Raw genomic sequence first — 22,380 nt, forward strand, 5'->3', positions numbered from 1 at the left:
CAGACTACCCTTGGCTGGGCTGAGTCAATGAACCCAAAGATCCATCGACTGCCACCTGAAGACTCGCCGACTCTGGAATGGGCGCTTGTGCTGTCGGGAACCCTAAGAACGGGCTTTGCTCCACCGCCTGGATGGACAAGGTAAACAAGGGGTTGGAGAGAATCCCGGCAAAGATGGTGGCCACCAGAGTCAACACCATACCGACCCGCAGAGCAGGCATACCTTCTGCCTGCCAGTTGGTCTCGGGGTAATTCCGCACCGAAAGCGACATCTCCTGCGGCTCTTTCACCACCATGGTTTTCACCACCCGCACGTAGTAGTAGATGGAGATGACGCTGGTGACCAACCCCACCAACACCAAGGTATAGGCCCCCGCCTGCCAACCGGCCCAGAACAGATACAGCTTGCCGAAGAAGCCCGCCAGAGGGGGCAATCCACCCAACGAGAGCAGACAAATGCTCAAGCACAGGGTGAGGAAGGGATCCTTCTGGTAGAGGCCGCTGTACTCGTTGATTTCGTCGGTGCCGGTCTTCAGGCTGAACAGGGTGATGCACAAAAAGGCCCCCAAGTTCATGACCAAATAGACCATCAAGTAGAAGATCAAGCTGGCATAGCCGGCCTCAGTGCCCGCCACCAAGCCAATCAAAACGAAGCCCGCCTGTCCAATGGAAGAATAGGCCAGCAGCCGTTTGAGGCGGGTTTGGGCAATGGCCACCACATTGCCCAGCACCATGGTCAAAATGGCCAGCACCGAGAGCACCGCCCGCCACTCTTCCGTCATGGCCGGAAACACGGTGGCCAGAAAGCGCACCGCCAAGGCAAAGCCTGCTGCTTTGGATCCCACTGACAAAAAGGCCACCACCGGCGTTGGGGATCCCTCGTAGACATCAGGAGTCCACTGGTGAAAGGGCACTGCCGCCAACTTAAACCCGATACCACCAATGCAGAGCACCAAAGCGATGATCCCTGCCAAGCCGGCATCCCCCATAGAGGAGGCAATGGCTTCCAGCTTCGTTTGCCCACCCGAAAGGCCGTAGAGCAGCGACATGCCGTAGAGAAAAATGGCTGTGCTGCTGGCCCCGATCAAGAGATATTTCAGGGCTGCCTCCGAAGAACGGGGATCCCGCTTGGTATAGCCGGCCATCAGGTAGCTGGCAATGCCCAGGGTTTCCAGAGATACAAACACTAGGATCAAGTCCGTCGCCCCGGAGAGGAACATGCCCCCCAAGGTGGCCGTGAGCAGCAACACATAAAACTCGCCTGTGGGCGCTCCGGACTGAGAGATGTAGCGCTCCGCCATCATCACCGTCAGTACCGCCGTCCCCACCACCAGGCCACGGAAGAGAATGCTGACGGGATCCGCTGCAAAGCTGCCCAAGAAGCTCTCCAACTGGGGCTGCTGCCATTGCAACACCAAGGTCACCAAGGCCCCGATCAAGCCAAAGATGGAGAGGGCCGGAAGACTTTTGCGCGCCGCCGAACCACCGACCAAATCCACCACCAAGACGAGCAAGAGGGTGAGGGTAACCACCACTTCTGGCCAAATGGCACCGGCATACAGGTTTCCGGTTGGGGCAAAGACATCCATAGGGGAAGACATGAAGACAGATGAAGGGGATCCACAGCCAGCATACCGCGATTTCCGGTCTCTCTCCCCGCTTCAGGCATCTCTTCTCCCAATCGTCTCCATCAGCACTCTCAATCCACGGGCTCAGTAGAGCTTGGCGCTGGAGGTGAGCACCAGCTTCAGGCGGGCGTGGATCAGGTCCAAGTCCGCCAGCCCCAAGTCGATCTCGCCATCGACGACGATGCCGGTGTGGATCAGCCGATCCAACAGTTCCAGCAGGGATCCCTCGCGGTGGGGTTGTCCGGGGTAGTAGTCCCCCTGGCGGGGCAGGAGGCTGCCCAGATCTCCGAGCTCCAGGTTCAAATCCGCTGGGTCGATCTCCAACAGGCTGCAGATTTGTCGAATTTGCTCCCGCAAGGCTTGTAGGCTGCTGCCGGCCCGCTCAATCTGCTCTGCAGAAAGGCGCTCGGCCTCCATTTGCCGCACCACCTGCGCCTCCATCAACTGCCGCAACAGCTCCACCAAGGTCAGCACCAGAGAGGCCAAACCGGCTTCCGGGCGTTTCCGGCCAGGGGTGGGCCGAGCCTGGCTCAAGTCTTCCCAGCTGGCGGGACTGATAGAAAAGCGCGGCGGGGGAGAAGGGGCAATCCAACGGTCAAAGGGCTGGCAAAGCTGTTCCAGGCTGAGCAAATGGAGACGGGGATCCCGAGCGGCCTCTTCCCTTTCCTCCGGCAGGTTGTAGCCCCAGTCGGCCAAAAACAGGAGAACTTGCTCCAGCTCCGGCACCGTCTGCACCTGGCGCAGCGTTTGCAGGCGATCCTCCACAAACCACAGCTCCTCAGCCGGCAGTTGGGCGGCAGCCAGTAGCCGCTGTAAAGTGGTGGCCTTGGGGGCGCGCACCTCCTTGCCCAGAATGCGGTGGCGTGGCAGTTGGATCCCTGCTCGGCCCAAGAGCTGCTGGATGAACCGTCCCTCTTTGGTGCTGAGGATGGCCAAGCGCGGCTCCCCGGCAGCCTGAACCTGGCGTAGCCAAGCCGCCACCCCCGGATAAAAGCGGTGTAGCCCCAGCCACCCCTGCAGATCCTCTGCAATCCAGCGATCCCGCACCCGATCCAACGCTTGGATTAACGCTTGGATTAGAGAGAGGGCAGGGATCCCTGACTGCTGCAACAACCGCTGACGCCAGCTGGGCCAGTCTTGGCGCAAGTCCTCCTCCCGGATCCCTTCCTGTAGCCCCCACAACAACAGAGGCATCTCCCAGCCGGTCTCAATCAGCGGGCGCAGACGGTCGAAGGCAGGACGCAGCGGCTCTAGCTGAGCAGGAGCCAAGCCCCACACCTGAGCACAAACGCGGCAGGAGGAAGCAAAATACTCCGCCCGCCCATCGCAGAGCACACCATCAAAATCCAGAACCAGAATGCGGGGGGACATTCGCCGGGGCCTAGCGAACTCCATACCTGAGTCCCCCTGGGGGCAAGTTGCAAAAATGGGGCCAGAGGCCAAGTTAATTTAACCAAACTGTTCCACCCGATTGGCCCAACCTAATTGGATTCCAAGATGCGAACCGACTTGATCTCCACCGGTTTCAGGGGGCGATCCTGAGGGTCGGTGGGCGCAGTTGCAATTTTATCCAACACATCCTCTCCCTCGATCAATTGCCCAAAGATCGTGTAGTTGGGCGGCAGCGGGTAGTCGGCATGCATGATGAAGAACTGGCTGCCATTGGTGTTGGGGCCGGCGTTGGCCATAGCCAAAGTGCCACGGCTGTAGGGACGTTGCACCGGCTCATCGGGAAAGCGGTAGCCCGGCCCACCCCGCCCTGTACCCGTGGGATCCCCGCCCTGGATCATGAAGCCGCGGATCACGCGGTGAAAGATGACACCATCGTAGAAGTGGTCGTTGGCCAAAAAGACGAAATTGTTGACGGCCAGGGGAGCTTCCTGAGGAAACAGCTCCAGAACCATTGTGCCGGCGGTGGTCTCCATCGTGGCCGTGTAGGACTTGGCCGGGTCGATCACCATCGGCGGGGGACTGTTGTAGGTTTTCACGGGTTTGCCCAATTGTTGTGCCAGGAGCAAATCGCGAGAAGAATGCGGGCGGGCCAAGACAGGGAGAGCACTCAGCCCCACCCAAAGCACCACCATCAGCACAGCTAACTTCACCAGGCTGGCCAACTCAGATCGCACACGCACGTTTCTTGCAGGAAAGCTCCACCCCTATCCTACCAGGATTCTGTCCTAGCCTAATTTTCCCCGGACTTGGATGGAGACTTGGCTCGCCGCACCAGCCAATAACTTACCGAGAGGGCCAACGTCGCTGCCCCCAAGCCAATGAGCTCCAACCCCCCCAGCTTCTCGAAATCAAAAATGATGATCTTGCGGGCCACCGCAATCAAAGAGGTGACGATCACCAGCTCCACCTGCACCACCTGCTTTTGCAAGTAGGCGGTAATGTTCTCCAGAATTTCCAGCGCAATTAGAATATTTAAAAAGAGGCCGAAGATCTCGATTAAAGTGGTGGAGAAAAACCCAGTTGGCTCGGTCAACAAATCTGCCACCAAGAACCGGGCCAAGTCCACCACTGCTACTACGATTAGCCCGATCATCAAAATTGACAGTAGCTTCGAGATCAGGCTTTCCAGGCGGGTGATGGCCCGCAAAAAGGGATCCTCCTCTTCTGTCTCGTGGGGATTGTGCAACAGCCACTTGAGAAACCGCATCGCCAACCCCGACAGATCCAAACCCTTATGTCCTGATCCTGAGACAACATTATCCGTCCCAACCGTCTTGCCGGGAAGCAGGCAGGGATCCCTTGGGGCGATGATTGCGACACCGCTCAGAACAGTATTTCACCTCCGACCAACAGTCGGCCCACTTTTTGCGCCAGGTGAAGGGTCGCTGACAGGTGAGACAAATCTTGCTGGGCAAATCCGATTTCTTCCGTTGGCGTGGCATGGTGCACTGCAAAACAAGGTCAACTCTGTAGTCAGTTTAACAATCCTACCGGATGCTGACCGTTACCATCACGGAAGTGTTTAGTCTGCGCCCCACCTTAGCAAAAGCTGAAGTCTGAACCTAGAGAAATCGAGTAGCCTCTTGAAATCCGGCGAGATCTCTGCCCTGTGTCTGCAGGGATCCCTGAAGGAAGTTGGGTTTGCTGAAAGGTTAGCCGCCTCCATCCTGTACTGAGTAAAGTTCTTAACACCCGCTTGTGAACTTGAGCTTGAGTTTGTATGAAATCTCAACCAAATGGGACGAATGTAGCTGTTCAGAACTCTCCTCCTCCACTGAAGCGGGTTGAGGTACGGCTCAGCAAACCCGGCAACCGAGCGACCCAAGCCTCGCTTTCGGAAGACTCAGTGGGCGTATTTTTGCGGGAAATGGCTCGCTACCCACTCCTCAATGCCGAGCAGGAAGTGAAATTGGGACGGCTGATTGCAGAGGGGGGAGCCGCCGGGGAACGGGCGAAACGGGAATTGGTTAGGGCCAACCTGCGCCTGGTGGTCTCGATTGCCAAAAAGTATTTGAATCGCGGTGTGCCGTTTCTGGATCTGATTCAAGAAGGCACCATTGGCCTGATCCGAGCCGCAGAAAAATTTGAGTACGAACGCGGCTACAAGTTTTCCACCTACGCCTACTGGTGGATTCGCCAAGGAATCACCCGCGCCGTTGCCAATCAGGGGCGCCTGGTGCGGATCCCGGTGCACATGGTAGAAAAGCTCAACCAGGTGAAGCGGATCCGGCGGGAGCTGACCGAGACCCTAAACCGTCGCCCCACCCAAGCGGAAATTGCCGAAGCTCTGGAGATTTCCCCCGACAAGCTGGACGCTCTCTTAACCCTCTTGGAAGCCGGTCGCCAAACCCTTTCGCTACATACTCCAGTTGGCAAAGAGGAGGATAGGGAGCTGATGCAGCTTATCGAGGCCGCCAACGGCCCCACTCCCGAATCGCAAATGGACTTGTACCTGCTGTCTGCCCAACTGGAAGAGATGCTGGAGCAGCTCAGCCCCCGAGAGCAAGAGATTCTCAAGCTCCGCTATGGGCTGAAAGATGGCCACCTACACACTCTCTCCGAAATTGGTCAGCTTTTCGGCCTCTCTCGGGAGCGCGTCCGACAAATTCAAGCACGAGCCATGCGCAAACTGCGCCATCCACGCCGACAGGAAATTTTGGCAGATTGGATGACCTCGTTTTAGGCAGTAGGCCACGGCTGCTCCACAGGCGAAACCCAGGATTCCGCAGCAGTTTATGTTCAGCAAAGCTCTGCAGAACCAGGACCAGAGGCGTGCCCCCACTTTTGGACAAGGGATCTGTCAACTAGCCCATCTTCTGCAACTGCAGGGGGTGAGGCTGAGGGCGGCTGCGCAGGGCAGCTTCGATCAACCCCAAAAAGAGGGGGTGGGGGCGGTTGGGGCGGGAGCGAAACTCCGGATGGAACTGGGTGGCGATGAAAAAGGGGTGGCTGGGCAGCTCGATAATCTCCACCAAGCGGTTATCCGGCGAGACTCCGCTGATGATATAACCAGAGTCCAGAAAAAGGCTGCGGTAGGCATTGTTAAACTCATAGCGATGGCGGTGCCGCTCGTAGATGATGGCCTCACCGTAGAGCTTGGCCGCTAGGGTATTGGGCATGATGCGACAGGGATAGAGGCCCAGCCGCAGGGTTCCTCCCAGATCTTCCACATCTTTCTGCTCCGGCAAGAGGCTGATCACCGGGTGGGGGGTATCGGGGTCAAACTCGTAGCTGTTGGCCCGCTCCAGGTGGGCAATGTGACATCCCCAGTCGATCACCGCGCACTGCATGCCCAGACACAGCCCTAGGAAGGGAATGCCTTGCTCGCGCACGTAGCGGATGGTAGCCACCTTGCCCTCGATGCCGCGATTGCCAAACCCCCCTGGCACCACCACTCCATCCACGCCGGAAAGCAATGCCTCTGGTCCCCGCTCTTCGATCTCCTCAGAAGAGATCCAGCGCAGCGTGACGCCGGCATTGAGGGCCAACCCAGCATGGCGCAGGGCCTCGGCCACCGAAAGATAGGCATCCGTAAGGCGCACGTATTTGCCGACAATGGCAATCTCCACCCGCTCTTGGGGGTGGTGCAGCCGCTGCACCAGGAGCTCCCACTCCCGCAGGTCGGGCTGCTGGGGATCCAGGTTGAGGATCTCCAAAACCCGCTGCGCCAACCCCTCCTGCTCCAGCACCAGAGGCACGTCGTAGATGCTGGGGGCATCCTGCGCCTGGATGACGCATTCTACCGGCACGTCACAAAACTCGGAGATCTTCTCCTTGATCCCGCGGGGCAATGGCTGTTCGCAGCGGCACACCAACACATCTGGCTGGATACCAATAGAGCGCAGCTCCTTGACCGAGTGCTGGGTAGGCTTGGTTTTCATCTCCCCTGCCGCTTTGATCAGGGGCACCAGGGTGACATGCACATAGGCGACATTGGCGCGGCCCACATCCTTGCGAAATTGGCGGATGGCCTCCAAAAAGGGCAAAGACTCGATATCTCCCACCGTGCCCCCCACCTCCACCAGCACCACGTCGGGGTTGGTCTCGCGGGCCACCCGCCGGATGCGCTCTTTAATCTCTTGGGTAACATGGGGGATCACCTGCACCGTGCTGCCCTGATAATCCCCCCGCCGCTCTTTGTGGATCACCGCCTGGTAGATGGCGCCGGTGGTAACGTTGTTGAGCTTGGACATGTTGGTGTCGGTGAAGCGCTCGTAGTGGCCCAAGTCCAGGTCGGTCTCGGCGCCGTCGTCGGTGACGAACACTTCTCCATGCTGGTAGGGACTCATGGTGCCGGGATCCACATTGATATAGGGATCCAGCTTCAAAATCGACACCGTGTAGTTGCGGGATTTGAGGAGGCGACCCAAGCTGGCCGCCACAATGCCTTTGCCGATGCTGGAGACCACTCCGCCCGTGACGAAGACAAACTTGGTCATAGCTTGGAGCCCTTGCCCTTTTTTGATTATGCCAGGGATCCCTCAGCGCAGAGAGCGGATGGGGCCGTTGTAGAGGATGGTGGTTTGAAAGGTGCGCCTGTCCACCCGCACCTGGGTTTCAATGCTGGGCTGGACAAAGCCGGGCTCTCCCCCCCGGAAGGTGAAGATCCAAGCATCTTCAAACTCTTCAAACGGCGAGTCGATGGCTGCCCCGTGCATGGAAGCTTCGGCGCGATAGCGCTGCAGGCCCCCATTGGCGATCTCGGCAGCTTGGCGGGCCAGGTTTTTGGCGCGGTTGAGATCCCGGAAGTAGCGGCTGATCTCCTCAAAACTCCCCCTGGGCAGCGGTCGCTGGGGAGCAGGGGTTGCCGGCACAGGCCGGGGATCCGGCACGATGGGCAGGGTGGGAATATCGGGACTGGGGGGCAAGGGTTCGACGGGGATGGGAGTTCCAGAGGGGAAAAGAGGGGTGATCACCTGCGCTTGGGCAGCCCTTCCAGCCAGAAGGGATCCCCACAGGAGAGCCATACCGACGGAGCTGACAGTAGAGACAAGAAAAGTGGGCTTCATGGAGCCATTCCTCGCAAAAGTTCTGGGTTGAGAGACGCTGCAGCTCTTGAATGGGATCCTATCGATTCAGTTCCTTACAACAGCAGAGTCAAAAGCCTCTCCTCTCCTTCCAACCCCGGTCACAGGCTTGGGTCGTTCACGCAACCTCGGCTGCTGTCAGCAATGTCTGCTAGATTTTTGGAGAGGATCCCTGGCCACAGTGGGAGGATCGGGGTTCAGCAGGAGCAGCCATGGAGTTCGTCACCCTCGCAGATGCAGGGCTAAGGTTGAGCCGGGTGGGCCTGGGCACTTGGGCGATGGGCGGCGGCTGGTGGGGCCCTTCCGACCGCCAGGAATCTTACACCACGATTCGCAAAGCCATTGATTTGGGCATAACCACCTTCGACACCGCTCCCATCTACGGACTGGGTGTTTCGGAGGAAGTGCTGGGGCAAGCGATCAAAGACTCAGGTTGCCGCGATCGGGTGGTTCTCGCCACCAAAGCGGGACTGGAGTGGACAAACAACAAAGTGGTGCGCAACTCCAGCCTGCCTCGATTGGCCCAAGAACTGGAGGATTCTCTGCGCCGCTTGCAAACAGATGTGATCGATCTCTACCAAATTCATTGGCCGGATCCCTTGGAACCGATCGAAGAAACGGCGGCGTTTCTGGGGCAGTTGCTGCAGCAGGGCAAGATCCGCGCCATTGGGGTCAGCAACTTTTCCCCCGAACAGATGGATCGGTTTCGCCGGGTGGCTCCTCTGCACACCGCCCAGCCCCCCTACAACCTGTTCGAGCGGCAGATTGAAGCAGAGGTCTTGCCCTACTGTCGAGAGCATGACTCTAGTCAATAATAAGCTCAACTATACTGAAAATAATGTATAATATGTTCAGTACGGATTACTACCAGTTGATCTTTCTGTTTACTTTCGAGTCTGCCAACATGGTAGCCAAAGCAAAGCAGAAAATTGGTAGTAAGACGACACGGAAACTGCGCTTTGGGTATTCTACTCAAAGCTTTGCGGGATACCGCCATTCTGGTTGGAAACAAACAGAATGCTATCGCTGCATAGTTGAACAGTGATGTTCAGCAGTGTTCAGCGTAAATGTATCAGCACGGCATTCACACTTTGGTGTACAGTCCCCTCTGCCGAGGTCTGCTGAGCGGACGGATGACGCCACAAACCACCTTCCCTTCAGGGGATATGCGCGCCGGGATCGATCCCAAGTTTGTTGAACCGCGCTACTCCCAGTACCTAAAAGCGGCAGAGGCATTGAGCCGGTTTGCTCAGGATCGCTATGGCAAGACCTTGGCTCAGTTGGCGGTGCGCTGGCTGCTGGATCAACCAGGGGTGAGTGTGGCGCTGTGGGGGGCACGCAAGCCCTATCATCTGGAGGCAATATCCGGCCTTTGGGGCTGGTCGTTGGATGCGGAAGCGATGCAGACCATCGAGGATATTTTGCAAAGGTATGTTCCCGAGTCCATTCCCCCCAGCTTTATGTCCCCGCCTGCCCGCGCTGCCTAGTTGTTGCTTTCTGTTCCCTTGCCGTTTGCGTTAGCGGTGGGGAGCACTTTGTCGCCGGGATCCCAGTCCTACGATTGAGTTTGGCAAAAAATGGGATGTAGAGCCCTGTCCTACCGCTACATAACTGGCCAGTAGGGCGAGGGGGCTGTTAACCACGGGAGAACAAAGATGGCCATCCCAGATGCATTCGCGTCAGCAGTGCGGAGCACTTTGACCCACAAAGCAGACAGGCCAAGGGATCCGGCTGACCAGAATGGGCCCACAGCGCCTTCTCAGGCGGGATCCCTGATTCTCCACGTGGGGGGCATGAGTTGTGCCGGCTGCGTTCGCACCGTTGAGCAGGCCCTGCTGAGACAGCCGGGGGTGGTTAAGGCCAGCGTTAACCTGGTTACCGAGTCGGCCCTTGTGGAATTTGCCCCTGGACTCCGGCCCGACCCAGAGCACCTGGCCCAGATTTTGACAGAGGCAGGGTTTCCCAGCCGCTACAGTTCAGAGGGTGAGGCCCTCTCCGGCGGGAGTTCCGTTCGCGTCAGCGGTGCGGAGCACTCTCAAGATCCCTCTTCCCCTCCCGGTGGGTGGGAAGAAGCCTTGGATGTGCCTGCGGATCCCCTCTCTCGGCAGCGACAGCAGACCCGACACCACATTCGCCAAGCGCTCACTGCTGCTTTTCTGCTGCTGATTTCTGCCGCCGGACACTTGGATCTCTTCGCCCGTCTGGGCTTGCCCCTCCTTAATGATGTCTGGCTGCACTGGGGCTTGGCGACCTTGACTTTTGTCGGCCCAGCTCGCGGCATTGTCCTGGATGGTTGGAGAGGGGCGCGGCGGCTGGCCCCCAACATGAACACCTTGGTTACCTTGGGATCCGGATCGGCCTACCTGGCCAGTCTGGTGGGGTTGTTGGCCCCTCAGGTGGGCTGGGAGTGCTTTTTCGACGAGCCCGTCATGATGCTCAGCTTCATCCTGTTGGGACGGGCCTTGGAACAGCACAGCCGCCTGCGGGCGGCCAGCAGCCTGCAATCGCTGGTGAGCTTGTGTCCCAGTTTGGCTCGGCGGGTTCAGCCTGCAGAGAAGGCGGGATCTCTGGCTTCCAGCCCAGAGGGGAACCTGGATCTGGGATCCCAAACCGGAGAATGGTGCCCTGTCGAACAGGTGCGAGTGGGGGATTGGCTCCAAGTGCGGGCCGGCGAACAGATCCCGGTGGATGGAGAAGTCATTGCCGGCCAGGCCACGGTCAACGAGGGGATGCTGACAGGGGAACCCTTGCCGGTGCTGAAACAAGCGGGGGATCCCGTGGTGGCGGGGACGCTGAACCAATCGGGGTTGTTGCTGTGCCGAGCGACGCGCACCGGGAAAGACACCACCTTGGCCCAGATCATCCGCCTGGTGGAAGAGGCCCAAGCTCGCAAGGCCCCCATCCAACGGATAGCCGACCAGGTGGCGGGCTACTTCACCTATGGGGTGGTGACCCTGGCCATTCTCACCTTTGGGTTCTGGTACTGGATTGGGATCCCACTCTGGGGGAGCGACGGTGCGGAGCACTTTGTCCTGGAGGGGTTCAGCCTGCACTCCCATCTGCATCTGGGCAACCATCCCCCTCACCCCACACCCCTGCTCAGCAGCCTCAAGATGGCCATTGCCGTTTTGGTGGTGGCCTGCCCCTGTGCCTTGGGGTTGGCTACGCCGATGGCCATCCTGGTGGGTACCGGGCTGGGAGCCGAGCGGGGCTTGCTCATCCGAGGGGGAGATGTTCTGGAGAAAGCCCATCGCTTGCAAACGGTGGTCTTCGACAAAACCGGCACCCTCACCCAAGGGGATCCCCACCTGACGGACTGTCTCAGCCTTGACCCCTCCCTGGATCCCAATCGCCTACTCCAACTGGCGGCCACAGTGGAAAGCGGCACTCGCCATCCGCTGGCGCAAGCCATTTTGCAAGCCGCCCGCACCCAGGGTTTGCCGTTGCTCTCCGCCGGCGAGTTTCAAACCCAGCCGGGGATAGGGGTTGCTGCCCAAGTGGAAGGGCAGGAAGTGGTGTTGGGATCCCTGGATGGGCTGGCTGCTTTGGGGATCCCGCTGTCCCAGGAGACCCAGGCTCAGGCCGAGGCGCTATTGGCAGCCGGCAAAACAGTGGTGGGCGTGGCTCTAGGGGGATCCTTGGTGGGGCTGCTGGCAGCACAGGATCCCTTGCGGCCCGATGCGCAGGCAACGCTGCAACAGCTCCGGAAAATGGGCCTGCAGGTGGTTTTGCTAACCGGCGATCGGGCGGAGGTGGCCCACCAGGTGGCTGAGGCTCTGCAAGTGCCAGGTCTCCGCGTTATTGCGGAGGTTCACCCAGCCGACAAAGCTCAAGTCATCCGCGACCTGCAGACCCAAGGCCAGAGAGTTGCCATGGTGGGAGATGGCATTAACGACGCTCCGGCTTTGGCCCAAGCCGATGTGGGCATCGCCCTGCACTCAGCCACTGATGCGGCCTTAGAAACCGCCGATATCATCCTCATGCGCAACCGCCTCTGGGATGTGGTGGAAGCTATCCGCCTCAGCCGCGCCACCTTCCGCAAGATCCAGCAGAACCTCCTCTGGGCCTTTGGCTACAACCTGGTAGGGATCCCAGTGGCAGCAGGCGTGCTCCTACCCCCCTTTGGCATTGGGCTTAGCCCGGCAATCGCTGGGGGTCTCATGGCCTTGAGTTCCCTCAGTGTAATCCTCAATTCACTCCTTTTGAGGCGAACTCTTGTATTCAGTGGATCCCCTTACAACTCGCGCTAAGAATCATCAAAACCTGCAAATCTTCTGTCACAGTTCATTGCTATTTCAGAAGTTTCACTGAATCCCCTACATATCTTTGCCAAATCTTAAGGGGAGCTTCGTCCATTTCGATCGAGTTTGCCTGACAATGTTAACTATCCTTGAATTTTTGTAACCCCGAGTGTAGAATTGAGCCAATTTAACTCAAAGGCTCTCGCACTCAGTTACTTCCTTAGCAAAAGGAAAACCGTACAATTACTGAGAAAGTTGGTCGTCGAAGAAAGCACAGGAGAGGACAGAACTATGGCCATGGTGGGTGACCTTCAGGAGTTTTCCCTATGCGATTTGTTACATCTCATAGAAAGGGGCAGGAAAACAGGCCAACTGTCCATTTGGGCTCCCAATGGTATTTACCGGATCTGGTTTTATCAAGGTCGAGTGGTTACGGCCATACCGCCCCAACCAGAGCATAGTCTTGAGAATTTGCTGGCTGACCCCAGATTGGCGTGCGAGCAGGAAGTTGCCGCCTCAACTCGCTCAGCTTGCCCTCACCCCCTAAACGAGCCTCTGGGGCGTTATTTGCAGCGACAGGGGTTGATTACCCCAGCAGCCCTGGCCAAGCTCTTCCGCCATCAACTGCAAACCGGCCTCTACAGCCTCTTCGCCCTCGAATCCGGCCAGTTCAGCTTCCTGCCCAACGTGCCCATGCCCTACCGAGAAATGACTGGCCTCAGCAAAAGCGCCACCGCTGCCGTCCTGGAAGCCCTGCAGCAGCTCAAGCTGGAGCAGCGCCCCGAAAAAGACCTGCCCGAACCCGATAGTTGCTTTTGGCGTACCAGCACCGAACTGCCTCTGTTCAAACTTTCTGCGCTGGAGTGGGGGATCCTGGAGCAGGTGTCGCCTTCTCGCAAGCTGACAGCTTTGGCTCAAGCACTGGGGGCGGACCTGCTGGAGGTGCGCTATGCCTGTGCCCGTCTGGCCAAGCTGGGGTTGATCAGTCCTTGTGAGGGGCCAGCGGCCAGTCGCTTGGAGCTGTCCAAGTCGATTGCTGAGGAGGTGAATCCCGAGCCGGTGAGGGAGAGGCTGGGGGCAAGGGTGCCTGGTCTCCAGGATGAGGGCGGCCCCGTCAAGCCTTCTCTGGTCAGTCGATTAGCCACCCTCCTCAAGGGCATGCGCGAAAAGTGAGGCAAACCGACAGAGGGAGAACAATCCTCTGGCTTTGTAAAGAAGTTGGGAGATCCTGCTAACTTTTATCTAACTTCTGTTCAAAGAGAAAGCAAAAATAGGGGTTTTACTTTACAAAGCAACATGATCTAGGCCAAGGCCGAAACAAAGCGAACCAGAAGCCTTCTGTGAGAGGATTGAGAGTACCGCCTGATCGTATTCTGATTGTACTCCATGATAGATTTTCCCGGACGGTCAGTGTAATTGCTAGCGGGCAGAGTATCGAGCTACAAAAAACACGGTCGTAGATACACGGTTGTTGACCGAGAGTCCACGTACAAGAATAGGGATGTCTAAAAAATCACTGAAGCATTGATTTTTCGCCCATTCCATCGAAGTGGAGGTTCAAAAAATTCTTATGGCTATAGTTGGAGACCTCCAAGAATTTTCCTTGCCCGATCTGCTGCAACTGATCGAGAGAGGCAGCAAAACAGGACAGCTCTGTATCTGGGCGCCCAGAGGTATCTACAGGATCTGGTTTTACCAAGGTCGGGTCATTGCTGCCCTACCACCTCAGGAAGAACACCGCCTGGAGAGCTTGCTGGCCCATTCCGGCTTGGTGAGCGAGCGGGTGGTCGAGAAGCTGGCTTCCTTTTGCGGCTCGGAAGAGCCTCTGGGGCGTTGCTTGCAGCGGCAAGGGTTGATTACCCCAGCAGCCCTGGCCAAGCTCTTCCGCCATCAACTGCAAACCGGCCTCTACAGCCTCTTCGCCCTCGAATCCGGCCAGTTCAGCTTCCTGCCCAACGTGCCCATGCCCTACCGAGAAATGACTGGCCTCAGCAAAAGCGCCACCGCTGCCGTCCTGGAGGCCCTGCAGCAGCTCAAGCTAGAGCAGCAGCCCGAAAAAGACCTGCCAGAGCCCGATAGCTGCTTTTGGCGTACCAGCACCGAACTGCCTCTGTTCAAACTTTCTGCGCTGGAGTGGGGGATCCTGGAGCAGGTGTCGCCTTCTCGCAAGCTGACGGCTTTGGCTCAAGCACTGGGGGCAGACCTGCTGGAGGTGCGCTATGCCTGTGCCCGTCTGGCCAAGCTGGGGTTGATCAGCCCCTGTGAGGGGCCAACGGTTCTGGCTCGGTCTGGTCACTTGGAGCTGTCCAAGTCGATTGCTGAGGAGGTGAATCCCGAGCCGGTGAGGGAGAGGCTGGGGGCAAGGGTGCCTGGTCTCCAGGATGAGGGCGGCCCCGTCAAGCCTTCTCTGGTCAGTCGATTGGCCACCCTCCTCAAGGGCATGCGCGAAAAGTAAAAGCATAGGGATATTTGCAGTCATGTTTTCGGTTTTCGGGTAGAAACATTAGAAATAGTGAATCAGCAGGGAGATGTAGGATGGCTAATCTGTCCTCTTTGCAGGCGATCCTCCAGAGCTATGTTGCCAACACACCGGAAGTCCAGGGAGCAGCAGTGGTCACCCCCGACGGGCTACCTTTAGCTTCCACACTGCCTGTGGGTATGGATGAAGAGAGAACCTCTGCTATGTCGGCTGCCATGCTTTCTTTGGGCGAACGGATTGGGAGAGAGCTAGGGCGCGGAGCCATAGAGAGAGTTTTTGTACAGGGGGAAAAAGGATACGGGGTTTTAACCAGTTGTGGCCCCGATGCCGTCTTGCTGACAATTGCCAGCCATGAAGTCAAGCAAGGCTTGCTCTTTTTGGAAATTAAGCGAGTCGCGGCAAGCATTGCAGAGGCAATGAAGTAAGAAAATCAAATGTGGAGGCTAAGTTTTTGATTCTGTCCTGACGTTGAGGGAAGTATGGCCATTAAACCTTCTGAGCTGCTCCAAGTCCTGATCTCACGCACGCAATTCACAGATGATGACAAGAAAGTTTTGCAGCAAAGTGCTGACTGGGGCGGCAGTATCGCGGCGGAAATGTCAGACGCCTTTTACGGCTATCTGGATCGCGATGCCGAAATGGCGGCAGTGATAGCCAAGCACAACCGGCAGCGGCTGGGCCAAACCTTTGCCGACTGGTTCAAGGAAATGTTTACGGGCATGGATAACTGGGGGCCACAATACGCTGAGCGGCGCTGGAAGATTGGCATAGTTCATGTGCGCGTTGGGATCGGCCCTCAACATGTTGTGCCTGCTATGGCCACAGTTGTGCAGGAGGTCAGTCGGCGGTTGGTGAAAGAAGGCAAGCCTGAGCAGTTGCGCACCAGCTTGAGCAAGGTCTGTATGATTGACCTCTCTTTTATTGAGCAAGCTTACCTTGAGGTGGCCTACAATGCAGTGCAACAGGAAACAGGCATGAGCGAGGCTTTATTCAAACGGTTAATTGCCAATGGTGCCAACAGTTTAATTTGAGTTGTTTGAGTTAGAGTGGGCTCTTGCTTACTCTACTTGCTTAATTTCTCTACCTTCTTGGGCTGAGGTGCTTGAGTTTCTGGGATCCCTCTGGAGCAGAGCTGGCGTTGGTATCTTTTTTAGATTATCTTAGAAGCAACCTGGAGATAGCTTTACCTCCCGTGCGGCACATCGGTGCACTCCCCCGAGTTTTATTCAGCTTTGTCGCTAGAGCTTAGTCTGAGGCCAGTTTATGGGAAATATCTTGCGAATTGTTGTAACAGGGCCGGTGGGAGCTGGAAAGTCTACCTTTATTCGCACGATTAGCGAGATTGAGGTAGTAGACACCGATTGCAAAGCAACGGACGAGGTGGCAGAGCTGAAGAAAACCACGACGGTAAGCATGGACTTCGGCCGCTTGAGAATTGGAGAGGAGGAAGAAGAGATGTGGCTGCATCTCTACGGCACTCCCGGCCAGTCTCGCTTTAACTTTATGTGGGATATTTTAATTAAGCGCGCCCACGGCTATGTTCTTCTGGTGCCTGCGCACTTGCCGGGCCAATTTCGCAACGCCCAAGCTATTCAATCTTTTATGAAAGCCAGGACAAGTGCCCCCTGCGTGATTGGGATCACCCACGTCGATCAACCCAATGCCTGGGATCCAGAAGACATTTTGTTAATTTTGGGGAATCAGGACGGTTCAGTTCCGCACACCACTTTGAATGCCCAGGAGCCATCTTCTGTTGCCAACACGTTGCTTCTGTTGGTTGAGCAAATGATGCCCCAGGTGGTTGTTTGAACAGATCTTCAGGTATCCAGCAGGCTACAGCTTTTTTTAGCAACATCGACCCCAGCCAACACAGGCGTATCTTTTGTGGGACAGGGATCCCTCCCGTGAAGCCGAAAAACGGGAGATTGGATTCGGTGGAGATTTGCCGCATAATGAAATGTCCTGAGTGATCTTTCTTGCCAGCCATTGAACCAAGAGGATCCCCGCTGTGTTGCTTCTCGATTGCTCTCCCCTGACCCTTTCCCCAGAGGAAGCGCGGGAGAAACTGCTATATCTCCTGGCCCAACTGGCTTACCGAGAAGGCTCCTTTACCCTCACTTCTGGACAGAAGAGCCCCTACTACATCAACTGCAAACCGGTTACCCTTCACCCCCAAGGAGCTTATTGGGTGGGATCCCTGCTACACCGGCTGTTGCCTCCCGAAACCGAAGCAGTGGCTGGGATGACGCTGGGAGCGGATCCCTTGGTGACGGCGGTGAGTTTGGCCTCCCTGAGGGCTGAGCCTGCCAACCTAGCCGCCCTAATCGTGCGCAAAGAGCCCAAGGGGCACGGCACGCAAGCCTGGATCGAGGGGCCGGAGTTGCCGGCAGGCAGTCGGGTGTGGATCCTGGAAGATGTGGTGACCACCGGCAGTTCTGCTTTGAAGGCTGTCGAACGGGTGCGGGCAGCCGGCTACCGGGCAGAAGGGATCCTGGCTTTGGTGGATCGGCTGGAAGGGGCAGAAGACCGCTGCCGAGAAGCAGGGATCGCCTTTCGTCGCCTATTCACCCTTCCAGAAGTGCAGGCTTGCCATCGGGCCTTGACCTCAGGAAAATCAAAGGACTAGCCTGCCCCCTTGGTGAGCATCAAAGCTTTGGAGAGCGGACATGCTGCCCCCTGCCTACTCAGCTCTGCCCAGCCGAAATCTGCCGAGCTTACCGGATCAGGCGCGGGTGGCTGTGTACGTGGTGATGAACATCGAGCACTTCACCTTTGGCAAGCTGGGCACAGCCATTCAACCCCATCTCACCAGCTCCCCTGAGATCGCCAACTATGGCTGGCGGGACTACGGCAATCGGGTGGGCATTTGGCGCTTGTTTGAGCTGTTTGCCGAGCTGGGGATCCCGGTGACGGCGGCCTTGAATGCGGAAATGGTGGATCTTTACCCCCCCATCATCGAAGGGATCCGCCAATACGGCTGGTCGGTGCTGGCCCACGGCTGGAACAACTCCACCGGCCACAGCGGCCTGGCCCGTGACGTCGAACAGGAGCTCATTGAGCGCAGTTTGTCCCTTTTGGAGAAGGTGTCGGGATCCCGCCCTTGGGGCTGGCTGACGCCGGGGTTTTCCGTTAGCGAGAACACCTTTGACCTGCTCAAGGCTGCCGGGATCCGCTACACCACCGACTGGGTAAACGACGACCAACCCTACTGGTTCCCAACTGCCGCCGGCCCCCTCTTGGGGATCCCCTACACCCTGGAGGCCAACGACATCAGCCTTTGCCTGAGCGCCCGCCTGCCGGCAGAAGCCTTTGCCCAAGCCCTCATCGACCAGTTTGATCAACTCTGGCAAGATGGGGAACGCTCCCCCCGCGTCATGGCCATCGGCCTACATCCTTTCATTGTCGGGCAGCCCCTGCGGATGGGATCCCTGAAAAAAGCCTTGCAGCACATCCAATCTCGCCCTCAGACTTGGCTCACCACCGGCGATGGTCTCTACAACTGGTACGCCCAAGCCTGCCCTGCCCCCGAGGTGGCCTGACGGGATCCCCTGACCGGAGAGGATGGCTCGTCTTGGCCTTGGATCCTGCTCATTTTTTAACTTTGTTCTAATTTTGTCTTGTCTGGAGCTGTTCATCGTGGCTCCAGAAGTGACAGCATAGGCGGTGAAGCCACCTTCAGCAAAAGGGTTTGGCCATGCGCATGGGCAGACTCAGTGGGATCCTCCTGCACCCCACCTCGCTACCGGGGCCATTTGGCATCGGCGATCTGGGGCCATCGGCTTATCGCTTTGTGGACTTTCTGGTGGAGAGCGGCCAACGCCTCTGGCAGGTTCTTCCTCTTGGGCCGACCGGCTGGGGCAACTCCCCCTACATGAGCTTTTCCTCCATTGCCGGCAACCCGCTTCTCATCAGCCCGGAGCTGTTGGTAAAAGCCGGCTGGCTAGAGCCCGACAGTTGGCAGGACCTGCCCCAATGGCCAACGATCCAAGCCGGATCCGCCGAGCGGGTGGACTACGAAACCGTGATCCCCTTCAAGCTGGGCCTGTTGCACCGCGCCTGGGCTACCTTCAAAGAAAAAGCTTCCGGCCCCGATTGGGAAGCTTTCCAAGCCTATTGCGCTGCCGAGGCCGACTGGCTGCCGGACTATGCCCTGTTCATGGCCCTCAAGGATGTGTACGGCGAGCAAGAGTGGAACCAATGGGATCCGGCCTTGGTGCGACGGGATCCGCCGGCTTTGCAAGAGGCTCGCGATCGCTATGCCGATGCCATTACCGAGCAGATGTTTTGGCAGTATCTGTTTGCCCAGCAGTGGGGATCCCTAAGGGAGTATGCTCATCGGCATCAAGTGCGGCTCATTGGGGATGTGCCCATCTATGTTGCCCCCAACAGTGCCGACGTGTGGGCCAACCGGGAGCTGTTTCACCTGGATGAACAGGGACGGCCTTTACAAGTAGCCGGTGTGCCGCCCGACTATTTCAGCCCCACCGGGCAGCGCTGGGGCAACCCCCTCTACAACTGGGAGGTGCTCAAGGCTCGCGGCTACGACTGGTGGATCCGGCGCATCCAGGCCATCCTCAAGCAGGTGGACTGTGTGCGCATCGACCACTTTCGCGGCTTCGAGAGCTACTGGGCCATTCCAGGCGATGCAGAAACGGCTGTGGAAGGGGAGTGGCAAAAAGGGCCGGGGGCAGATTTCTTTCAGACCCTGGCCGACAAGTTGGGGGAAATCCCGGTGATTGCCGAAGATCTGGGAGACATTACGCCGGAGGTGTTGCAACTGCGGGATCAATTTGGCTTGCCCGGCATGAAGGTGTTGCTCTTTGCCTTCGGCTCTGGGCCCGATAACCCCTATTTGCCCCATGCCTATGAGCGCAACTTTGTCGTTTACACCGGCACCCACGACAACAATACGGTGGTGGGCTGGTTTCATGACCCGGAGCGCTCGGAGTGGGAAAAACAAAACCTGCTGCGCTATTTGGGCTGCCAGGGATCCGGGGGCATCCATTGGGATCTGATCCGCTTGGCCCTTTCTTCCGTAGCCGACCTGGCCATCATTCCCCTGCAGGATGTGATGGGGCTGGGGGCAGAGGCGCGCATGAACTTCCCCGGCACCACCGAGAACAACTGGGCCTGGCGCTACCGCGAGGACATGCTGCGGCAGGACATGATCCAGCGCCTGGCCGAGATGAGCGTCACCTACGGGCGCATCTCTCCTCAAGAGTTGGAACAACGGCGAGCAGCCCTAGCCCAAGAACGGGCGGCAGGATCTTCTCAAGCTGCCCCCGGCCTCGTCTAATGCTGGATCCCGCCCATCAGCAGCCCTAGCTGCTCTTCGGTGGCCTCTTCAGGCGTGAGTTCTCCCACCAGGTGGCCCTCATGGATCACCAAAATGCGATCCGACAAGCTGATCACCTCATTCAAATCCGCCGACACCAGCAGCACCCCCATGCCCTGATCCCGCGCCTGCAGGATGCGCCGATGAATGGCCTCGATGGCCCCCACATCCACCCCCCGCGTCGGCTGGGCAGCCACCAGCACCTTGGATCCACAGGAAAGCTCCCGCCCCACAACGATCTTCTGGGCATTGCCGCCAGAATAGCGGCGGGCCGTCAACACGGCCGTCGGCTGGCTTTTCTTTAGAAAGGGACATTCAGGCCCTTTCTTGAGCTCCCCGGCATCTGGGATCCTCAAGTTCTGAAAACTCCACTGCCCTCCATTGCCGCAACCGGCTAGTTGAGCGCCTGCACCTGATCCAGGAAGTCTGCCACCGTCAGGGATCCCAGCTCCTGTCCATGGCGCTGGCGCACGCTCACCGTTCCTGCCGCCTGTTCCTGTTCCCCCACGATCAGCATGAAAGGGATCCGGGCCTTCTCGGCATTGCGGATTTTCTTCGGCAAACGATCGCTGTCGGCATCGATGTGGACGCGGATCCCCTGCTCTCGCAGCTGATCCCGCACCTGGGTGGCGTAGCCCAGATACTGATCGGAAACGGGCAAAATGCGCACCTGTTCCGGGGCCAGCCAGAAGGGAAAATCCCCAGCGTATTCTTCGATGAGGATCCCAATGAGTCGCTCCAGCGAGCCAAAGGGAGCACGGTGAATCATCACCGGACGCTGCCGGGATCCATCCTCAGCTACATATTGCAGATCAAAGCGCTGTGGGTTTTGGTAGTCCACCTGAACCGTGCCCAGTTGCCACTCCCGATCCAGGGCGTCGCGGAAAATAAAATCCAGCTTTGGCCCATAGAAGGCTGCTTCGCCGATCCCTTCAAAATGGGGCATCGAGAGCTTCTCTACAGCGCGACGGATGGCATTCTCGGCCCTGTCCCAGTCCTCAGGGGATCCCAGATATTTGTCCGACTTGGGATCCCGGAAGCTGAGGCGGGCGCGAAAATCCTTGAGCTTGAGCTTATCGAAAACCACCAAAATGAGATCGACAACCTTGAGAAACTCCTCCTCCAATTGATCGGGGCGAACAAACAAATGGGCATCGTCCACCGTAAAGCCACGCACTCGCGTCAGACCTCCCAATTCCCCCGATTGCTCATAGCGATAGACGGTGCCGAATTCGGCATATCGTAGGGGCAAATCGCGGTAGGATCGCAGCTCGGATTTGTAGATTTGGATGTGAAAAGGACAGTTCATCGGCTTCATGACAAAGCCCTGTTCGGCTGCGCGATCCTGCTCATTCTCCGCCATCATGGGGAACATATCTTCCCGGTACTTTTGCCAGTGGCCGGAGATCTTGAACAAGTCCACACGGGCAATATGAGGGGTAACCACCGGCAGGTAGCCCCGCTTGAGCTGCTCCTGCTTGAGAAAATCCTCCAGCACCGAGCGCAGAATGGTGCCCTTGGGTGTCCAGAGAGGCAGCCCCGGCCCCACCTCATCCGAAAACAAAAATAGGCCCAGTTCTTTGCCCAGCTTGCGGTGATCCCGCCGTTTGGCCTCCTCCAGCCGCCGCTTGTATTCCTTCAGCTCCTCTGGAGTTTCCCAGGCGGTACCGTAGATGCGTTGGAGCTGCGGCTTGGTCTCGTCCCCCCGCCAATAGGCGCCGGCCACGCTGAGCAGATCGAAAGCTTTGGGGTTGAGCTCTTGGGTGTTTTCCACGTGGGGACCGGCACAGAGATCCCACCATTCATTCCCCAAGTGGTAAATGCTGATGACCTCCCCTTCGGGAATGCTGTCTAAGATCTCCAGCTTGTAGGGTTCTCCGAGGGCTTCGATGCGGCGCCTGGCCTCTTCACGGCTCACCTCCTCGCGGATCACCGGCAAACCTTTTTTGATGATCGCCTGCATCTCTTTTTTGATGCGATCCAGATCTTCCGGCGTGAAGGGCTCGGGATGGTCAAAATCGTAGTAGAAGCCGTAGTCGGTTGTGGGGCCGATGGTCACCTGGGCCTTGGGAAACAGCTTTTGCACCGCCATAGCCAGGACATGGGAAGTGGTGTGGCGGATGCGCTCCAGTTTGGGAGACTCGTGAGTGCGCAGCAGTTTGAGGGTGCTGTTGGCCTTCTGAGGTGATTCGGCTGGCTGAGACATCGGAACCTGCTTC

19 protein-coding genes and 3 pseudogenes are annotated in these 22,380 nt (G+C 58.0%); 13 read left to right on the forward strand and 9 right to left on the reverse strand.

What is annotated here, in order from left to right:
- Window positions 1-4: 4 nt before the first annotated feature.
- From ACVWY9_RS00360 to ACVWY9_RS00380, 5 genes are all read right to left on the reverse strand, one after another.
- Window positions 5-1,588 carry an NAD(P)H-quinone oxidoreductase subunit N gene (locus ACVWY9_RS00360; protein WP_457387296.1) on the reverse strand — a complete coding sequence of 528 codons (1,584 nt, stop codon included), beginning with the start codon at window positions 1,586-1,588 and terminating at the stop codon, window positions 5-7.
- A gap of 123 nt (window positions 1,589-1,711) precedes the next feature.
- Entirely contained in the window at window positions 1,712-3,022 is a 1,311-nt protein-coding gene (gvpJ, locus tag ACVWY9_RS00365; RefSeq protein WP_457387133.1) for a gas vesicle protein GvpJ, read from the reverse strand.
- 86 nt (window positions 3,023-3,108) lie between these two features.
- On the reverse strand, window positions 3,109-3,588 hold the full coding sequence (locus tag ACVWY9_RS00370; protein WP_414382189.1) for a peptidylprolyl isomerase: 480 nt from the start codon (window positions 3,586-3,588) through the stop codon (window positions 3,109-3,111).
- Between the two features lie 221 nt (window positions 3,589-3,809).
- A complete protein-coding gene (locus ACVWY9_RS00375; protein WP_457387134.1) occupies window positions 3,810-4,286 on the reverse strand; it encodes a phosphate-starvation-inducible PsiE family protein in 477 nt (158 codons plus the stop codon).
- 49 nt (window positions 4,287-4,335) lie between these two features.
- Window positions 4,336-4,521: a DUF2256 domain-containing protein gene (locus tag ACVWY9_RS00380; RefSeq protein ID WP_041437321.1), complete on the reverse strand. Its 186-nt coding sequence runs from the start codon at window positions 4,519-4,521 to the stop codon at window positions 4,336-4,338.
- A gap of 278 nt (window positions 4,522-4,799) precedes the next feature.
- Here ACVWY9_RS00380 and ACVWY9_RS00385 point away from each other — a divergent pair, with 278 nt between their 5' ends.
- On the forward strand, window positions 4,800-5,762 hold the full coding sequence (locus ACVWY9_RS00385) for a sigma-70 family RNA polymerase sigma factor (protein ID WP_457387136.1): 963 nt from the start codon (window positions 4,800-4,802) through the stop codon (window positions 5,760-5,762).
- Between the two features lie 121 nt (window positions 5,763-5,883).
- Here the strand turns inward: ACVWY9_RS00385 and ACVWY9_RS00390 are convergent, their stop codons facing one another.
- Together ACVWY9_RS00390 and ACVWY9_RS00395 are read right to left on the reverse strand one after the other, a co-directional pair.
- Entirely contained in the window at window positions 5,884-7,518 is a 1,635-nt protein-coding gene (locus tag ACVWY9_RS00390; protein WP_457387137.1) for a CTP synthase, read from the reverse strand.
- Window positions 7,519-7,560: 42 nt separating this feature from the next.
- Window positions 7,561-8,088 (reverse strand): hypothetical protein, encoded by a 528-nt coding sequence (locus tag ACVWY9_RS00395; protein WP_414329187.1) that lies wholly within the window; start codon window positions 8,086-8,088, stop codon window positions 7,561-7,563.
- A gap of 230 nt (window positions 8,089-8,318) precedes the next feature.
- Here ACVWY9_RS00395 and ACVWY9_RS00400 point away from each other — a divergent pair.
- The 12 genes and pseudogenes from ACVWY9_RS00400 to malQ all read left to right on the forward strand — a co-directional run.
- Window positions 8,319-8,906 (forward strand): annotated as a pseudogene (locus ACVWY9_RS00400) (aldo/keto reductase); the annotation flags it as partial.
- 50 nt (window positions 8,907-8,956) lie between these two features.
- A pseudogene (locus ACVWY9_RS00405) lies at window positions 8,957-9,140 on the forward strand (hypothetical protein); the annotation flags it as partial.
- A gap of 33 nt (window positions 9,141-9,173) precedes the next feature.
- Entirely contained in the window at window positions 9,174-9,593 is a 420-nt protein-coding gene (locus tag ACVWY9_RS00410) for an aldo/keto reductase (RefSeq protein ID WP_414374476.1), read from the forward strand.
- Window positions 9,594-9,761: 168 nt separating this feature from the next.
- Window positions 9,762-12,356, forward strand: coding sequence for a heavy metal translocating P-type ATPase (locus ACVWY9_RS00415; RefSeq protein ID WP_457387139.1), 2,595 nt, complete (start codon window positions 9,762-9,764; stop codon window positions 12,354-12,356).
- 288 nt (window positions 12,357-12,644) lie between these two features.
- Window positions 12,645-13,520, forward strand: a complete 876-nt coding sequence (locus ACVWY9_RS00420) for a DUF4388 domain-containing protein (RefSeq protein ID WP_457387297.1) — start codon at window positions 12,645-12,647, stop codon at window positions 13,518-13,520.
- A gap of 397 nt (window positions 13,521-13,917) precedes the next feature.
- Window positions 13,918-14,802, forward strand: coding sequence for a DUF4388 domain-containing protein (locus ACVWY9_RS00425; RefSeq protein WP_011433097.1), 885 nt, complete (start codon window positions 13,918-13,920; stop codon window positions 14,800-14,802).
- An 80-nt stretch (window positions 14,803-14,882) separates the two neighbouring features.
- Entirely contained in the window at window positions 14,883-15,251 is a 369-nt protein-coding gene (locus ACVWY9_RS00430; protein ID WP_011433098.1) for a roadblock/LC7 domain-containing protein, read from the forward strand.
- 54 nt (window positions 15,252-15,305) lie between these two features.
- A complete protein-coding gene (locus ACVWY9_RS00435; protein ID WP_011433099.1) occupies window positions 15,306-15,857 on the forward strand; it encodes a protoglobin domain-containing protein in 552 nt (183 codons plus the stop codon).
- A 232-nt stretch (window positions 15,858-16,089) separates the two neighbouring features.
- Entirely contained in the window at window positions 16,090-16,635 is a 546-nt protein-coding gene (locus tag ACVWY9_RS00440; protein ID WP_457387141.1) for a GTP-binding protein, read from the forward strand.
- A gap of 199 nt (window positions 16,636-16,834) precedes the next feature.
- Entirely contained in the window at window positions 16,835-17,452 is a 618-nt protein-coding gene (gene pyrE / locus ACVWY9_RS00445) for an orotate phosphoribosyltransferase (RefSeq protein ID WP_414408097.1), read from the forward strand.
- 40 nt (window positions 17,453-17,492) lie between these two features.
- The gene (locus ACVWY9_RS00450) at window positions 17,493-18,365 is read left to right on the forward strand and encodes a polysaccharide deacetylase family protein (protein ID WP_457387143.1); all 873 of its coding nucleotides are present in this window, start codon (window positions 17,493-17,495) and stop codon (window positions 18,363-18,365) included.
- 155 nt (window positions 18,366-18,520) lie between these two features.
- Window positions 18,521-20,122 (forward strand): 4-alpha-glucanotransferase, encoded by a 1,602-nt coding sequence (gene malQ, locus ACVWY9_RS00455; RefSeq protein WP_457387145.1) that lies wholly within the window; start codon window positions 18,521-18,523, stop codon window positions 20,120-20,122.
- On the opposite strand, the pseudogene ACVWY9_RS00460 reads toward malQ, so the two are convergent.
- Both ACVWY9_RS00460 and thrS read right to left on the reverse strand, forming a co-directional pair.
- Window positions 20,119-20,448 (reverse strand): annotated as a pseudogene (locus ACVWY9_RS00460) (heme ABC transporter ATP-binding protein); the annotation flags it as partial. The gene malQ and the pseudogene ACVWY9_RS00460 sit on opposite strands and share 4 nt — an antisense overlap.
- A 107-nt stretch (window positions 20,449-20,555) precedes the next feature.
- Window positions 20,556-22,367, reverse strand: a complete 1,812-nt coding sequence (thrS, locus tag ACVWY9_RS00465; RefSeq protein WP_457387147.1) for a threonine--tRNA ligase — start codon at window positions 22,365-22,367, stop codon at window positions 20,556-20,558.
- Window positions 22,368-22,380 lie beyond the last annotated feature (13 nt).

The organism is Thermostichus sp. OS-CIW-31 (assembly GCF_054060305.1).

What these genes read in the sequence shown, in the direction of transcription:
- ACVWY9_RS00450 (WP_457387143.1), top strand. Translation starts at nt 17,493, where the DNA reads ATGCTGCCCCCTGCCTACTCAGCTCTGCCCAGCCGAAATCTGCCGAGC.
- ACVWY9_RS00430 (WP_011433098.1), top strand. Translation starts at nt 14,883, where the DNA reads ATGGCTAATCTGTCCTCTTTGCAGGCGATCCTCCAGAGCTATGTTGCC.
- malQ (WP_457387145.1), top strand. Translation starts at nt 18,521, where the DNA reads ATGCGCATGGGCAGACTCAGTGGGATCCTCCTGCACCCCACCTCGCTA.
- ACVWY9_RS00420 (WP_457387297.1), top strand. Translation starts at nt 12,645, where the DNA reads ATGGTGGGTGACCTTCAGGAGTTTTCCCTATGCGATTTGTTACATCTC.
- thrS (WP_457387147.1), bottom strand. Translation starts at nt 22,367, where the DNA reads ATGTCTCAGCCAGCCGAATCACCTCAGAAGGCCAACAGCACCCTCAAA.
- ACVWY9_RS00410 (WP_414374476.1), top strand. Translation starts at nt 9,174, where the DNA reads ATGTATCAGCACGGCATTCACACTTTGGTGTACAGTCCCCTCTGCCGA.
- ACVWY9_RS00375 (WP_457387134.1), bottom strand. Translation starts at nt 4,286, where the DNA reads ATGCGGTTTCTCAAGTGGCTGTTGCACAATCCCCACGAGACAGAAGAG.
- gvpJ (WP_457387133.1), bottom strand. Translation starts at nt 3,022, where the DNA reads ATGGAGTTCGCTAGGCCCCGGCGAATGTCCCCCCGCATTCTGGTTCTG.
- ACVWY9_RS00435 (WP_011433099.1), top strand. Translation starts at nt 15,306, where the DNA reads ATGGCCATTAAACCTTCTGAGCTGCTCCAAGTCCTGATCTCACGCACG.
- ACVWY9_RS00415 (WP_457387139.1), top strand. Translation starts at nt 9,762, where the DNA reads ATGGCCATCCCAGATGCATTCGCGTCAGCAGTGCGGAGCACTTTGACC.
- ACVWY9_RS00385 (WP_457387136.1), top strand. Translation starts at nt 4,800, where the DNA reads ATGAAATCTCAACCAAATGGGACGAATGTAGCTGTTCAGAACTCTCCT.
- ACVWY9_RS00370 (WP_414382189.1), bottom strand. Translation starts at nt 3,588, where the DNA reads ATGGTGATCGACCCGGCCAAGTCCTACACGGCCACGATGGAGACCACC.
- ACVWY9_RS00440 (WP_457387141.1), top strand. Translation starts at nt 16,090, where the DNA reads ATGGGAAATATCTTGCGAATTGTTGTAACAGGGCCGGTGGGAGCTGGA.
- ACVWY9_RS00380 (WP_041437321.1), bottom strand. Translation starts at nt 4,521, where the DNA reads ATGCCACGCCAACGGAAGAAATCGGATTTGCCCAGCAAGATTTGTCTC.
- ACVWY9_RS00395 (WP_414329187.1), bottom strand. Translation starts at nt 8,088, where the DNA reads ATGAAGCCCACTTTTCTTGTCTCTACTGTCAGCTCCGTCGGTATGGCT.
- ACVWY9_RS00390 (WP_457387137.1), bottom strand. Translation starts at nt 7,518, where the DNA reads ATGACCAAGTTTGTCTTCGTCACGGGCGGAGTGGTCTCCAGCATCGGC.
- ACVWY9_RS00425 (WP_011433097.1), top strand. Translation starts at nt 13,918, where the DNA reads ATGGCTATAGTTGGAGACCTCCAAGAATTTTCCTTGCCCGATCTGCTG.
- ACVWY9_RS00360 (WP_457387296.1), bottom strand. Translation starts at nt 1,588, where the DNA reads ATGGATGTCTTTGCCCCAACCGGAAACCTGTATGCCGGTGCCATTTGG.